Origin of the sequence: Kosakonia sp. YIM B13571, from assembly GCF_042788095.1 — a bacterium.
Taxonomy (GTDB): domain Bacteria; phylum Pseudomonadota; class Gammaproteobacteria; order Enterobacterales; family Enterobacteriaceae; genus Kosakonia; species Kosakonia quasisacchari.
In genome coordinates, this window is record NZ_JBHZPL010000006.1 from 184,296 (window position 1) to 197,490 (window position 13,195).

Annotated in this window: 13 protein-coding genes; 9 read left to right on the forward strand and 4 right to left on the reverse strand. The window is 53.5% G+C overall.

The features are described 5' to 3' along the window. Window positions 1–390: 390 nt before the first annotated feature. From gcvT to ACFX4O_RS16200, 4 genes are all read left to right on the forward strand, one after another. Complete coding sequence (gene gcvT, locus ACFX4O_RS16185; protein ID WP_380210932.1) at window positions 391–1,485, forward strand: glycine cleavage system aminomethyltransferase GcvT; 1,095 nt, start codon at window positions 391–393, stop codon at window positions 1,483–1,485. A 23-nt stretch (window positions 1,486–1,508) separates the two neighbouring features. Further along, entirely contained in the window at window positions 1,509–1,898 is a 390-nt protein-coding gene (gene gcvH, locus ACFX4O_RS16190) for a glycine cleavage system protein GcvH (RefSeq protein ID WP_131408534.1), read from the forward strand. A gap of 174 nt (window positions 1,899–2,072) precedes the next feature. Further along, window positions 2,073–4,946, forward strand: coding sequence for an aminomethyl-transferring glycine dehydrogenase (gene gcvP / locus ACFX4O_RS16195; RefSeq protein WP_380210935.1), 2,874 nt, complete (start codon window positions 2,073–2,075; stop codon window positions 4,944–4,946). Window positions 4,947–5,009: 63 nt separating this feature from the next. Next, entirely contained in the window at window positions 5,010–5,753 is a 744-nt protein-coding gene (locus tag ACFX4O_RS16200) for an SDR family oxidoreductase (RefSeq protein ID WP_380210937.1), read from the forward strand. 36 nt (window positions 5,754–5,789) lie between these two features. Here the strand turns inward: ACFX4O_RS16200 and ACFX4O_RS16205 are convergent, their stop codons facing one another. After that, window positions 5,790–7,223, reverse strand: coding sequence for a 6-phospho-beta-glucosidase (locus ACFX4O_RS16205; RefSeq protein ID WP_380210939.1), 1,434 nt, complete (start codon window positions 7,221–7,223; stop codon window positions 5,790–5,792). A gap of 116 nt (window positions 7,224–7,339) precedes the next feature. After that, entirely contained in the window at window positions 7,340–8,068 is a 729-nt protein-coding gene (locus ACFX4O_RS16210) for a MurR/RpiR family transcriptional regulator (RefSeq protein ID WP_380210973.1), read from the reverse strand. 238 nt (window positions 8,069–8,306) lie between these two features. Between ACFX4O_RS16210 and ACFX4O_RS16215 the strand changes: the two genes are divergently transcribed. Further along, complete coding sequence (locus ACFX4O_RS16215) at window positions 8,307–8,966, forward strand: hemolysin III family protein (RefSeq protein ID WP_131408527.1); 660 nt, start codon at window positions 8,307–8,309, stop codon at window positions 8,964–8,966. A 64-nt stretch (window positions 8,967–9,030) separates the two neighbouring features. Here ACFX4O_RS16215 and ygfZ read toward each other — a convergent pair whose 3' ends face one another. Beyond that, window positions 9,031–10,014 (reverse strand): tRNA-modifying protein YgfZ, encoded by a 984-nt coding sequence (gene ygfZ, locus ACFX4O_RS16220; protein ID WP_380210941.1) that lies wholly within the window; start codon window positions 10,012–10,014, stop codon window positions 9,031–9,033. Between the two features lie 246 nt (window positions 10,015–10,260). Here ygfZ and sdhE point away from each other — a divergent pair, with 246 nt between their 5' ends. Beyond that, the gene (gene sdhE, locus ACFX4O_RS16225; protein WP_020455135.1) at window positions 10,261–10,527 is read left to right on the forward strand and encodes an FAD assembly factor SdhE; all 267 of its coding nucleotides are present in this window, start codon (window positions 10,261–10,263) and stop codon (window positions 10,525–10,527) included. Beyond that, window positions 10,508–10,924, forward strand: coding sequence for a protein YgfX (locus ACFX4O_RS16230; RefSeq protein WP_380210943.1), 417 nt, complete (start codon window positions 10,508–10,510; stop codon window positions 10,922–10,924). Before sdhE ends, ACFX4O_RS16230 begins: the two co-directional genes overlap by 20 nt. Window positions 10,925–10,937: 13 nt before the next feature. Here the strand turns inward: ACFX4O_RS16230 and fldB are convergent, their stop codons facing one another. Further along, entirely contained in the window at window positions 10,938–11,459 is a 522-nt protein-coding gene (gene fldB / locus ACFX4O_RS16235; RefSeq protein WP_380210944.1) for a flavodoxin FldB, read from the reverse strand. 99 nt (window positions 11,460–11,558) lie between these two features. On the opposite strand from fldB, the gene xerD reads away from it, so the two are divergent. Next, a complete protein-coding gene (xerD, locus tag ACFX4O_RS16240) occupies window positions 11,559–12,455 on the forward strand; it encodes a site-specific tyrosine recombinase XerD (RefSeq protein ID WP_131408517.1) in 897 nt (298 codons plus the stop codon). Window positions 12,456–12,479: 24 nt separating this feature from the next. Beyond that, entirely contained in the window at window positions 12,480–13,193 is a 714-nt protein-coding gene (gene dsbC / locus ACFX4O_RS16245; RefSeq protein ID WP_131408515.1) for a bifunctional protein-disulfide isomerase/oxidoreductase DsbC, read from the forward strand. The last annotated feature ends 2 nt before the right edge of the window (window positions 13,194–13,195 follow it).

Genomic DNA, 13,195 nt, shown 5'->3' on the forward strand with positions numbered 1-13,195 from the left:
GGGATACCTCTTCCTCATTTGAAATATTCTAATTTCACCTCATTTTTCGGATTAGATTTTCTCATGTCGTGTTTTTTTCTTTTCAGGAAAATCTGCGTTTTTGCAGAGTGAAATACTGCAATTCCTTCCTATTTGTCATCAATGATGATTTTTTATGAAAAGTGAATCGTTATTCTTTGGAATAATACTCTGATGGCATTTTGTGTGTGATGGGTCATAAGCTAATGTGATGAACCATTTTTCCTTATGGTTAAGCGCTGCTTTCGGTGATAAGTTCAGGCCAAAGAGAACGTTTGCGTCGACGTCGTAAAACGGTGTCGGCACCAGTTGTTTTGGCGCAAATCACGCCGCCGAAAAACGTGATAGCTCAGCTTATTCGACGAGGAAAAGATGGCTCAGCAGACCCCTTTATACGAACAACACACGCTAAACGGCGCCCGCATGGTGGATTTCCATGGCTGGATGATGCCGCTGCATTACGGCTCGCAAATCGATGAGCACCATGCAGTGCGCACCGACGCCGGAATGTTTGATGTGTCGCACATGACCATCGTCGATCTCAAAGGCAGCCGTACCCGGGAGTTTCTGCGTTATTTACTGGCAAACGACGTCGCCAAACTCACTAAGCCCGGTAAAGCGCTCTATACCGGCATGCTAAATGCCTCGGGCGGTGTAATTGATGACTTGATCGTCTACTACTTCACCGAAGATTTCTTCCGCCTCGTTGTCAACTCCGCCACCCGCGAAAAAGACCTCTCCTGGATTTCCCAACACGCTGAACCTTATGCCATCGACATCACCGTCCGTGATGATTTGTCGTTGATCGCAGTACAAGGCCCGAACGCGCAGGCGAAAGCCGCCAGCCTGTTTACTGACGAGCAGCGCCGCGCCGTTGAAGGCATGAAACCGTTCTTTGGCGTTGAAGCCGGTGAGCTGTTCATTGCGACCACCGGTTATACCGGCGAAGCAGGGTATGAAATTGCGCTGCCCAACGAAAAAGCGGCCAGCTTCTGGCAGGCGCTGGTCAATGCGGGCGTGAAACCTTGCGGACTGGGCGCGCGCGATACTTTGCGTCTGGAAGCGGGTATGAACCTGTACGGTCAGGAGATGGATGAAGGTATCTCTCCGTTGGCCGCCAACATGGGTTGGACAATTGCCTGGGAGCCGCAGGAGCGAGACTTTATTGGCCGCGACGCGCTGGAACTGCAGCGTGAAAAAGGCACCGAACAACTGGTTGGCCTGGTAATGACCGAAAAAGGCGTATTGCGTAATGAGTTGCCGGTGCACTTCACTGATGCGCAAGGCAATGTGCAAAAAGGCGTGATCACTAGCGGTACGTTCTCGCCAACCCTCGGCTACAGTATTGCACTGGCGCGTGTTCCGGCGGGGATCGGCGAAAACGCCGTTGTACAGATCCGTAACCGTGAAATGCCGGTCAAAGTCACCAAACCTGTTTTTGTACGCGCTGGCAAAGCTGTCGCGTAACCTTTTTATCTGGAGAGAATGAAATGAGCAACGTACCAGGCGAACTGAAATACAGCAAAGAACACGAGTGGCTGCGCAAAGAAGCGGACGGTACCTACACCGTTGGTATCACTGAACACGCACAGGAACTGCTGGGCGACATGGTGTTTGTCGACCTGCCGGAAACGGGCGCGACCGTCAGTGCAGGTGATGATTGTGCCGTTGCCGAATCGGTAAAAGCTGCTTCTGATATCTACGCGCCAATCAGCGGTGAGATCGTGGCAGTTAACGACCAACTGGCGGATTCTCCGGAGCTGGTGAACAGCGAACCGTACGGCGAAGGCTGGATCTTCAAAATTAAAGCCAGTGACGAAGCCGAAGTTGCCGCGCTGCTCGATGCAACAGCCTACGCTGCCCTGCTCGAAGACGAATAAATACGCATCATCCTTCGCGTTGCAGACGCGTTGGCTTCCTCGCTCACCCCAGATACTTACTGATGTAAGCTTCCGGGGATTTGCTGTGTCGCCGCCTTCCTGCAACGCGAAAGATTTAGCGTATTCAGATAATTTCCAAATACGATTCACTGCACGTTTCAGGAACCCTCGCTCATGACACAGACTTTAAGCCAGCTTGAAAACCGTGGCGCTTTCATTGGACGTCACATTGGGCCGGATGCTCAGCAACAGCAGGAGATGCTGAACACCGTTGGCGCAGAGTCGCTTAATGCGCTGACAGCACTCATTGTGCCGAAAGATATTCAGCTCGCTACGCCGCCGCAGATTGGGGAATCCACTACCGAATATGCCGCGCTCGCCGAGCTGAAAGCCATTGCCAGCCGCAACAAGCGCTTTAAGTCTTACATTGGTATGGGTTACACCGCCGTGCAGTTGCCGCCGGTTATTCTGCGCAACATGCTGGAAAACCCAGGCTGGTACACCGCGTATACCCCCTATCAGCCGGAAGTGTCGCAGGGCCGCCTTGAAGCGCTGCTCAACTTCCAGCAAGTTACGCTCGATCTCACCGGGCTGGATATCGCTTCCGCATCGCTGCTGGATGAAGCCACTGCGGCTGCCGAAGCAATGGCAATGGCGAAGCGCGTCAGCAAACTGAAAGGGGCCAACCGCTTCTTCGTTGCGGCAGACGTGCATCCGCAAACGCTTGACGTTGTGCGCACTCGCGCCGAAACCTTTGGTTTTGACGTGATCGTTGATGACGCGGCCAAAGTTCTTGATCACCAGGATGTGTTCGGCGTACTGCTCCAACAGGTCGGCACGACGGGTGAAGTGCATGATTACAGCGCGCTGATTAACGAACTGAAATCCCGCAAAATTGTGGTCAGCGTTGCCGCCGATTTGCTGACGCTGGTGCAACTGACTGCGCCGGGCAAACAGGGTGCCGACATTGTGTTTGGCTCCGCGCAACGCTTTGGCGTACCGATGGGTTACGGTGGCCCGCACGCGGCATTCTTTGCCGCAAAAGATGAATTCAAACGCTCCATGCCAGGTCGCATTATCGGCGTGTCGAAAGATGCCGCCGGTAACACCGCGCTGCGCATGGCGATGCAAACGCGCGAGCAGCATATTCGCCGCGAGAAAGCCAACTCCAACATCTGTACCTCGCAAGTCCTGCTGGCCAACATCGCCAGCTTGTACGCGGTTTTCCACGGTCCGGCCGGGCTGAAACGCATTGCCGGGCGTATTCATCGCCTGACCGATATTCTTGCTGCCGGCTTGCAGCGTGGCGGCCTGAAACTGCGCCACGCGCACTATTTCGACACCCTGTGTGTTGATGTTGCCGATAAAGCCGCCGTGCTGGCTCGCGCCGAGGCGCAGGAGATCAACCTGCGTAGCGACATTCTCAACGCTGTTGGCATCACGCTGGATGAAACCACCACGCGTGAAGATGTGCAGGTGTTGTTTAACGTACTGCTGGGTGATAAACACGGTCTGGATATTGACGCACTGGATAAAGACGTTGCACTCGACAGCCGTTCCATCCCGCAGAGCATGCTGCGTACAGACAGTTTCCTGACACACCCGGTGTTTAATCGCTATCACAGCGAAACCGAGATGATGCGCTACATGCATTCGCTGGAGCGTAAAGATCTGGCGCTGAATCAGGCGATGATCCCGCTGGGCTCCTGCACTATGAAGCTGAACGCGGCGGCGGAAATGATCCCTATCACCTGGCCGGAATTTGCCGAACTGCACCCATTCTGCCCGCCGGAACAGGCTGAAGGCTATCACCAGATGATCGCCCAGCTCTCCGACTGGCTGGTGAAACTGACGGGTTACGATGCGCTCTGCATGCAGCCCAACTCTGGCGCACAGGGTGAATATGCGGGATTGCTGGCGATTCGTCACTACCATGAAAGCCGTAATGAAGGCCACCGCGATATCTGCCTGATCCCAAGCTCAGCGCACGGCACTAACCCGGCATCGGCACAAATGGCGGGGATGCAGGTGGTGGTGGTCGCTTGTGATAAAAATGGCAACATCGATCTGGCCGATCTGCGCGCGAAAGCGGAACAGGCGGGCGACAATCTCTCGTGCATCATGGTGACGTACCCGTCCACGCACGGTGTGTATGAAGAGACGATTCGCGAAGTGTGTGAAGTGGTGCATCAGTTTGGCGGCCAGGTTTATCTTGATGGCGCGAACATGAACGCCCAGGTGGGTATCACGTCACCGGGCTTTATTGGCGCTGATGTGTCGCACCTCAACCTGCATAAAACCTTCTGCATCCCGCACGGTGGCGGCGGGCCGGGCATGGGGCCGATTGGCGTGAAAGCGCATCTGGCACCGTTTGTGCCGGGTCACAGCGTGGTGCAGATTGAAGGGATGCTCACCCGCCAGGGCGCGGTCTCTGCGGCACCGTTTGGCAGCGCGTCGATTCTGCCGATCAGCTGGATGTATATCCGCATGATGGGCGCGGAAGGGCTGAAACAAGCGAGCCAGGTGGCGATTCTTAATGCCAACTACATTGCCAGCCGTCTGAAAGAGGCTTTCCCGGTGCTGTATACCGGCCGTAGTGGACACGTCGCGCACGAGTGTATTCTCGATATTCGCCCGCTGAAAGAAGAGACAGGTATCAGTGAACTGGATATCGCTAAACGTCTGATCGATTACGGTTTCCATGCGCCAACCATGTCTTTCCCGGTTGCCGGTACGCTGATGGTGGAGCCGACCGAATCGGAAAGTAAAGTCGAACTGGATCGCTTTATCGACGCAATGCTGGCGATTCGTGCTGAGATCGAGCGCGTGAAACAGGGCGAGTGGACGCTGGAAGATAACCCGCTGGTTAACGCACCGCATACGCAGAACGAGTTGGTTTCCGAATGGAACCACAGTTACACCCGCGAACTGGCGGTGTTCCCGGCAGGGTTTGCCAACAAATACTGGCCGACCGTGAAGCGTCTGGATGATGTGTACGGTGACCGTAACCTGTTCTGTTCCTGTGTACCGATGAGCGAATATCAGTAATACGCTGATTCGGCTATCTTTTAAGGGCGCTTCGGCGCCCTTTTTACTTTTCAGGAGAAACAGATGGCGATTGCATTAGTCACCGGTGGCAGCCGGGGCATTGGCCGCGCAACCGCGTTGCTGCTTGCTCAAGAAGGCTATACCGTCGCGGTCAATTATCACACCAACAAGCCTGCTGCCGACGATGTAGTGGCGAAAATCACTGCGCAGGGCGGTCACGCCTTCCCGGTACAGGCCGATATCAGTGATGAAGCGCAGGTACAGACCATGTTTGCGCGCCTTGATAGCGAGCCGCAGCCACTTACCGCGCTGGTCAATAACGCCGGGATCCTGTTTCAGCAAAGCCGGGTGGAGCAACTGAGCGCTGAGCGTATCAACCGCGTTCTGGCGACTAACGTGACGGGCTATTTCCTCTGCTGTCGCGAAGCGGTCAAACGCATGTTCACTCAGCATGGCGGACACGGCGGCGCGATTGTGAATGTTTCCTCGGCTGCGGCGCGTCTCGGTTCACCCGGCGAATACGTTGATTATGCGGCGTCAAAAGGGGCGGTCGACACGCTAACGACCGGGCTGGCGCTGGAAGTTGCGGCAAACGGTATTCGCGTGAATGGTGTGCGTCCGGGGTTTATCTACACAGAAATGCATGCCAGCGGCGGCGAGCCTGGGCGTGTGGACAGGGTGAGCAGCGCGATCCCGATGCGGGGCGGTGGGCAACCGGAAGAAGTGGCGCAGGGAATTGTCTGGTTGTTGAGTGACAAAGCGTCGTATGTCACCGGCAGTTTTCTGGATTTAGCCGGCGGTAGATAAGTCCGCTTCTCCCACCAGGGAGAAGCGTTAACAGCGTCAGAGGGTTTCGCCGTTGCTGGCAATCACTTCTTTGTACCAGTTAAAGCTCTTCTTACGAGAGCGTGACATATCGCCAGTGCCGTCATCGTGCTTATTCACGTAGATAAAGCCGTAGCGTTTGCTGTACTGACCGGTGGTAAAAGAGACGCAGTCAATACAACCCCACGGGGTATACCCCATCAAATCCACGCCGTCGTAGGTCACTGCTTTGACCATCTCTTTAACGTGCGCACGCAGATAATCGATGCGGTAATCGTCGTTGATGCTGCCATCGGCTTCGACTTTGTCGTATGCGCCAAAACCGTTCTCCACGATAAATAATGGTTTCTGATAGCGTTCGTATAGCTCGCACAACGCATAACGCAGGCCAACCGGATCAATCTGCCAGCCCCAGTCAGACGCTTTAACATGCGGATTAGGGACGCTGCCCTGGAAACCGGAAAGCGCATCGCCAACACCGCCTTCCGCTTTCACCGCGTTGGTCATGTAGTAGCTAAAGCCGAGGTAATCGCAGCAACCCTCGCGCAGAATCGCCTCATCACCGGCTTCCATGTTGATGGTAAAACCGCGGCGTTCCCATTCGTTCAGCACATAAGAAGGGTAGTAGCCGCGCAGTTGTACGTCGGTAAAGACATAACGCTCACGCATGGATTCCTGGGCGTACATTACATCGTCCGGCTTACAGGAGAAGGGATACAGCGGCACCATCGCCAGCATGCAGCCAATCTTCATTTCCGGGTTGATACGATGGCCGATTTTCACCGCCATGGCGCTGGCAACGAACTGGTGGTGCAATACCTGGTACATGGTCTCTTCCGGGTTTTCATGTTCGGTGTAGACCACGCCGGAACAGCAGTAACCAAACAGCGGCGCGCGCCAGTTGCGCTGGTTGTTGATTTCGTTAAAGGTCATCCAATATTTGACCTTGGTTTTGTAGCGCTCAAACACCACTTGCGCGAAACGGACAAAGAAATCGACCACTTTACGGTTAGTCCAGCCACCATATTGCTGCACCAGGTGCAGCGGCATTTCGAAGTGGGACAGCGTGATGACCGGCTCGATGTTGTATTTCAGCAGCTCATCAAACATGTCGTCGTAAAACTTCAGCCCTTCTTCATTCGGCTGTTGCTCATCGCCCAGCGGGAAGATGCGGGTCCAGGCGATGGAGGTGCGGAAACATTTGAAGCCCATTTCGGCGAAGAGTTTGATGTCTTCTTTGTAGTGGCCATGAAAATCAATGGCTTCGTGGTTCGGGTAGTATTTGCCCGCGACGACGTCCTGCGTGATTTCACGTGGAACACCGTGCGCGCCGCCGGTCAGAACATCGCAAATGCTCGGGCCTTTGCCGCCTTTATTCCAGCCGCCTTCCACCTGGTGTGCGGCAACCGCGCCGCCCCATAAAAAGTCTTTCGGTAAGGTCAATTTTTTCATTGTTGCTGTTCCCGTTATATTGGCTGATAACGAGTCTAACAAAGGCGAATTAAATGTCACGATATAACAAATTACCGCTGGGGTAATTTGTTACACCGAAAAAACACACTGTTTTTTTATGCTATTTTCTTCGCCAGTTTACGCCCCAGCGACTCGAGAATATAAATAACAGGGATTTGTGTAGTAATATCGTAACCGCCGGTAATGCGCATTTGCGGCACATGCCAGGAAATATTAAAGTCCGCCAGTTTTGCCAGTCGGGAGTGTTCGTGGCTGGTGATTGACAACACTTTGCAGTGGTGCAAGCTGAACTGGCTGGCAAAGCGGAGGATCTCTTCCGTCTCGCCAGAAACCGAAAGCACAATTGCCAGCGCGTTTTTGGCCATATCATTCGTGACCGGAAAATAAGGGTCGTCGATATGGTTACTGAATTTACCGATATTTGAGAAGAATCTTGCGCCATATTTCGCTAGCGCGCCCGATGTGCCTGCACCGACAAATATAATGCGTTCGGAAGATAATATAATATCAACGGTGCTATCTAATAATTTATCGAACTCATCATTGTTGACGCTTTTAAAAAAGCTGATCACTTCGCTGGCGCCAAAATTTGCTTGCGGCGGCTCATTTTGCTCTAAATATAATTTAAAACGCACGCGAAATTCAGAGTAGCCTTCACAGTTGAGCTTGCGGCAAAAGCGCAACACGGTCGTGGTGGAGACGCCTGCCGCATCGGCCAGTTCACGAATCGTCATGTACATTACTTTGTCGCGATTTTTGATGACAAAGTTGTAAACCAGCATCTCCAGAGTATTCAGGCCGGCGATGGCGGAGTGAGTAAACATTGTCACGGCGATATCCTTTGCTTGCTGTAAACGTAGCCCAATGCAACCCGGCAGGCTTTTTGCGTGCCCACATGCTGCCATAACTTCCGTGCCGTTTCCCTGACTTTCGCATTCATGGGTGGCAACTCATGTCATGAAATATTCATCAATGATATTTATTTTAGCGTACAGGTGTGCACTGGAATCATTCTCAGTTACTCTATTGTTGCAACGTTTTTTGAGTTCTCCAGGAGTTTCCATGGTTAAGAAACCTTTAATCGCACAGGGATACACGCTGGCAGAGGAAATTGCCAACAGCATCAGCCACGGTATCGGGCTGGTGTTCGGTATTGTCGGGCTGGTACTGCTGCTGGTACAGGCGGTGGACAATAATGCCAGTATGACGGCGATTACCAGCTATACGCTTTATGGCGGCAGCATGATCCTGCTGTTCCTCGCCTCCACGCTCTACCATGCGATTCCGCATCAGCGCGCAAAACTATGGTTAAAGAAATTTGACCACTGCGCCATTTATCTGCTGATTGCCGGCACCTATACGCCTTTTTTACTGATCGGGCTGGATTCACCGTTGGCGCGTGGGCTGATGGTTGTGATCTGGAGCCTCGCCCTGTTAGGGATCCTATTTAAGCTCACCATTGCGCACCGGTTCAAAGTGTTGTCGCTGGTGACATACCTGGCGATGGGCTGGCTGTCGTTGATTGTGATTTATCAGCTTGCGACGCGGTTATCCGTGGGCGGCGTGACGCTTTTGGCTGTCGGCGGGCTGGTGTACTCGTTGGGCGTAATTTTCTACGTCTGTAAACGTATTCCCTATAATCACGCCATCTGGCACGGCTTTGTACTGGGCGGCAGCGTGTGCCACTTCCTGGCAATCTATTTGTACGTTGGTAAAGTTTAAGTAGTAGCGCCGGGCGGCACTTTTGCCGACCCGGCTGTAGCTTGTTCAAATGGTTTAACGCGGATTATTCTTCTTCCAGCGAATAGGGCAGTGGCTCGATGCTTAACGTATTGGCGTCGTCGCGTACGCGGAACACGCTGTTTGCTTCCATGTCATTGTTCATCACTACCTGAACCAGCACGCGGCCGTCATCCAACTGTGTTGACGCAAGTACCGTTCCGGTACGACGCCAGTTTGCACCCATCTGTAGCTCAAGATCTTCACCCGCATCCGGCGTGCGGCTGGCAGCGCCCGCCAGGTACCACAACGCACGTTTGTTGGCGCCACGGAATTTCGCGCGAGCAACCATCTCTTGCCCGGTATAGCACCCTTTTTTGAAGCTGATGCCGCCCAACGCCTGCAGGTTGGTCGCCTGCGGAATAAACTGTGCGCTGTTTGGCTCGTCAATCACGGCTAACCCGGCTTCGATATTCAGCGCCAGCCACTGCTGGCTATTGTTGAGCTGCGCTTCGCCGCGCAGTTTTTCCGTCACCTGTTCTGCCGTTGCGGCATCGGTAACAAGCAGGAAACGCTCGGCTGGATGTTCAAACCACAGGAGGGTTGTTTCCCCTTCTTGCACAACCTGCTTTTCGCTGTCCGGCAATGTTGTGAAAAGATTGGCCAGCGCGGCGCGAGCCTGAAAACCGGCAACGCCCAGCAGCACATGTTCGTCATCTGCGGCGATAGTGACTTTTGAGAATACGGCGTACTTTTTCAGCTCGCGAAGCTGCGACTCACGTACGCTACGGCGTAGGATCCAGGCAAATCCCTCCTGATAGTGAAACAACCGCATATTGCTCCACATTTTGCCTTTAGAATCGCAATGCGCCGCCAGCAGATGCTGATCTGCCGCCATCTTCGACACGTCAGCGGTGACCTGGCCTTGCAGGTATTTCTCGCTATCCGCGCCGGTAATGGTTGCCAGCGCCCAGTCATCGAGTGTCATAAGCGTCAGCGGCAGACGGGCGGATGCGGTCGGCTGGCGCGGAGGAAATGGAGTAAAAGCCATAATAATGTCCTGATTAGCTTAACGCTGTGTTGGTACTTAATGGTAAAAGAGCCATTGTCCAATGCAAGCGATAAAGCATGCGATTTGTGCCATTGTGCGAGCATTGCGAGGCGCTACGCAGCACAGTGATAATTTTGCAGACTATGCCATTTATTCTGGAAGCAGGCGCGGGAAGTTAAATATTCCGCAAAAGGAATATTAAAAACACGTTACAATAGGCCCTCATGCCTATGAAGGGAGAAGAACATGGATATTAATAATAAAGCCCGTATCCATTGGGCCTGTCGCCGCGGAATGCGCGAACTCGATATCTCCATCATGCCTTTTTTCGAACACGAGTACGACTCGCTCAGCGACCATGACAAGCATTTGTTTGTGCGTCTGCTTGAAAGCGATGATCCGGATTTATTCAACTGGTTGATGAATCATGGCAAACCCCAGGACGCGGAGTTGCAGCGAATGGTGCAGTTAATTCAGACACGGAATCGGGATCGTGGTCCTGTGGCAATCTGATTTACGCGTCTCATGGCGCGCACAATGGATCTCGTTATTGCTGCATGGATTAGTGGCGGCGTTTATTTTATTTATGCCCTGGCCGTTGAGCTATACACCGCTGTGGCTTTTATTGCTGTCGCTGGTGGTTTTCGACTGCGTGCGCAGCCAGCGGCGAATCAACGCCTGCCACGGCGAGATTAAGCTGCTGATGGATTCCCGTCTGCGTTGGCAAGGTGTGGAGTGGGATATTATCGGCACCCCCTGGATGATCCGCGGTGGCATGATGCTGCGTTTACATCGCGCGGAAGACGGGCGGCGCCAGCATTTATGGCTGGCGGCAGACAGTATGGATGCGCAGGAGTGGCGCGATCTGCGCCGGATGATCACCCAAAAACCGGCGCAGGGGCTGCATTAAGGCGGGTGATGGCTCAGCCGAGCCGTTCCGCCATTTCCGTCAGTATTTGCTCGCACCAGCTTTGAATGCGTTCATCGCTTAAATCGTACTGATTGGTCTCATCCAGCGCCAGCCCGACAAAAAGCTGCCCATCGGCAACGACCGGTTTTTTACTGGTAAATTCATAGCCTTCTGTCGGCCAGTATCCGATGAACGTCGCGCCTTTAGGGGCCAGTTTGTCATGGAGCATACCGAGTGCGTCGAGGAACCATTCGCCGTAACCGAGCTGATCGCCCATGCCGTACAACGCAATGATTTTTCCGTCGAGATTGAGATTATCAAGCTGATCCCAAACCGCTTCCCAATCTTCCTGCAACTCGCCGAAATCCCAGGTTGGAATGCCCAGAATAAGCGCATCGTACTGTTCCATCAGGGCCGGAGCATCGTCTTTCAGGTTGTGCAACGTCACCAGCTCCGGGCCGATAATATCGCGGATTTTTTCCGCCGCCATTTCGGTGTAGCAAGTGCTGGAACCGTAAAACAGACCGATATTCATAACGTAAACTTCTCGATTCTTGATGTGTCTTTTCACGCAGTGTACCAGAATCGTACATCAATCAGGCATAATGCAGCGTTTGAGTAAAGGAGACGCTGGATGGAACAGGATCTCGCACGTATCGAACAGTTTCTCGATGCTCTCTGGCTTGAGAACAACCTGGCGGAAAATACGCTAAACGCTTACCGCCGTGATTTGAAAAGCGTGGTGGAGTGGTTGCACCACCACGCCAGCAGTCTTGAAAAAGCGCAAAGCGATGATTTACAAGCACTGTTAGCTGAAAGGGTGAGCGGTGGTTATAAGGCCACCAGCTCGGCGCGCTTGCTTAGCGCCGTGCGACGTTTTTTTCAGTACCTTTACCGGGAAAAAGTACGCAACGACGATCCCAGCGCATTGCTCGCATCACCTAAATTGCCACAACGTTTACCGAAAGACTTAAGTGAAACGCAGGTGGGCAGGCTTCTACAGGCTCCGGTGGTTGACCAACCGCTGGAGTTACGCGATAAAGCGATGCTTGAGGTGTTGTATGCCACCGGCCTTCGCGTCTCTGAACTGGTTGGCCTGACGATGAGTGATATCAGCCTGCGCCAGGGCGTGGTGCGAGTGATTGGTAAAGGCAATAAAGAACGCCTGGTGCCGCTGGGCGAAGAGGCGGTGTATTGGGTCGAAAACTATCTGGAGCATGGCCGCCCCTGGCTGCTTAACGGTGTATCAATTGATGTGCTATTTCCAAGCCAGCGCGCGCAGCAGATGACGCGCCAGACTTTCTGGCATCGCATCAAGCACTATGCTGTGCTTGCGGGTATCGACAGTGAAAAACTCTCGCCCCACGTTTTGCGCCATGCGTTTGCCACCCATCTGCTGAACCACGGCGCGGATCTGCGAGTAGTGCAAATGCTTTTAGGCCACCAGGATTTATCGACGACGCAAATTTATACGCATGTCGCTACCGAGCGACTGCGCAAGCTTCATCAACAGCATCACCCGCGGGCGTGAATGCTGACAATTAAAGGATGTGTTATGAAAAAAGGTTTAGTGATGTTCACCCTGCTGGCGGCGGCGTTTACCGGCGCGGCGCACGCCGATGACGCGGCCATCAAACAGTCGCTGGCAAAATTGGGTGTACAGAGCGGTGAAGTGCTGCCCGCACCTGTTGCCGGAATGAAAGCCGTGTTGACCAACAGCGGCGTGCTGTATGTGACGGAAGATGGCAAACATATCATCCAGGGTCCGATGTACGATGTCAGCGGCGCGCAGCCCGTGAACATCACCACCAGGATGCTATTACCGCATCTGAACGCGCTGGAAAAAGAGATGATTGTCTACAAAGCGCCGCAGGAAAAACATGTCATCACCGTGTTCACTGACATCACTTGCGGCTACTGCCAGAAACTGCACAGCGAAATGGCAGACTACAACGCGCTCGGCATCACCGTGCGTTACCTTGCATTCCCGCGTCAGGGTGTGCCGAGCGAAGTTGAAAACCAGATGAAAGCTATCTGGTGTGCAAAAGATCCTAAAAAAGCCTTCGATAGTGCGATGGAAGGTAAAGACGTGAAACCGGCCAGTTGTGATATCGACATCGCTAATCATTATGCGCTGGGCGTGCAGTTTGGCGTCAACGGCACGCCAGCCATCGTGCTGAATGACGGCTACCTTGTTCCGGGTTACCAGGCTCCGGCAGAAATGAAAGCCTTCCTCGATCAACATCAAAAAGCCACTGGCGGTAAATAATT

Coding starts and splice junctions, on each gene's coding strand:
- gcvP (WP_380210935.1), top strand. CDS start 2,073: ATGACACAGACTTTAAGCCAGCTTGAAAACCGTGGCGCTTTCATTGGA.
- ACFX4O_RS16215 (WP_131408527.1), top strand. CDS start 8,307: ATGGTTAAGAAACCTTTAATCGCACAGGGATACACGCTGGCAGAGGAA.
- sdhE (WP_020455135.1), top strand. CDS start 10,261: ATGGATATTAATAATAAAGCCCGTATCCATTGGGCCTGTCGCCGCGGA.
- ACFX4O_RS16200 (WP_380210937.1), top strand. CDS start 5,010: ATGGCGATTGCATTAGTCACCGGTGGCAGCCGGGGCATTGGCCGCGCA.
- gcvH (WP_131408534.1), top strand. CDS start 1,509: ATGAGCAACGTACCAGGCGAACTGAAATACAGCAAAGAACACGAGTGG.
- dsbC (WP_131408515.1), top strand. CDS start 12,480: ATGAAAAAAGGTTTAGTGATGTTCACCCTGCTGGCGGCGGCGTTTACC.
- fldB (WP_380210944.1), bottom strand. CDS start 11,459: ATGAATATCGGTCTGTTTTACGGTTCCAGCACTTGCTACACCGAAATG.
- xerD (WP_131408517.1), top strand. CDS start 11,559: ATGGAACAGGATCTCGCACGTATCGAACAGTTTCTCGATGCTCTCTGG.
- ACFX4O_RS16205 (WP_380210939.1), bottom strand. CDS start 7,223: ATGAAAAAATTGACCTTACCGAAAGACTTTTTATGGGGCGGCGCGGTT.
- ygfZ (WP_380210941.1), bottom strand. CDS start 10,014: ATGGCTTTTACTCCATTTCCTCCGCGCCAGCCGACCGCATCCGCCCGT.
- ACFX4O_RS16210 (WP_380210973.1), bottom strand. CDS start 8,068: ATGTTTACTCACTCCGCCATCGCCGGCCTGAATACTCTGGAGATGCTG.
- gcvT (WP_380210932.1), top strand. CDS start 391: ATGGCTCAGCAGACCCCTTTATACGAACAACACACGCTAAACGGCGCC.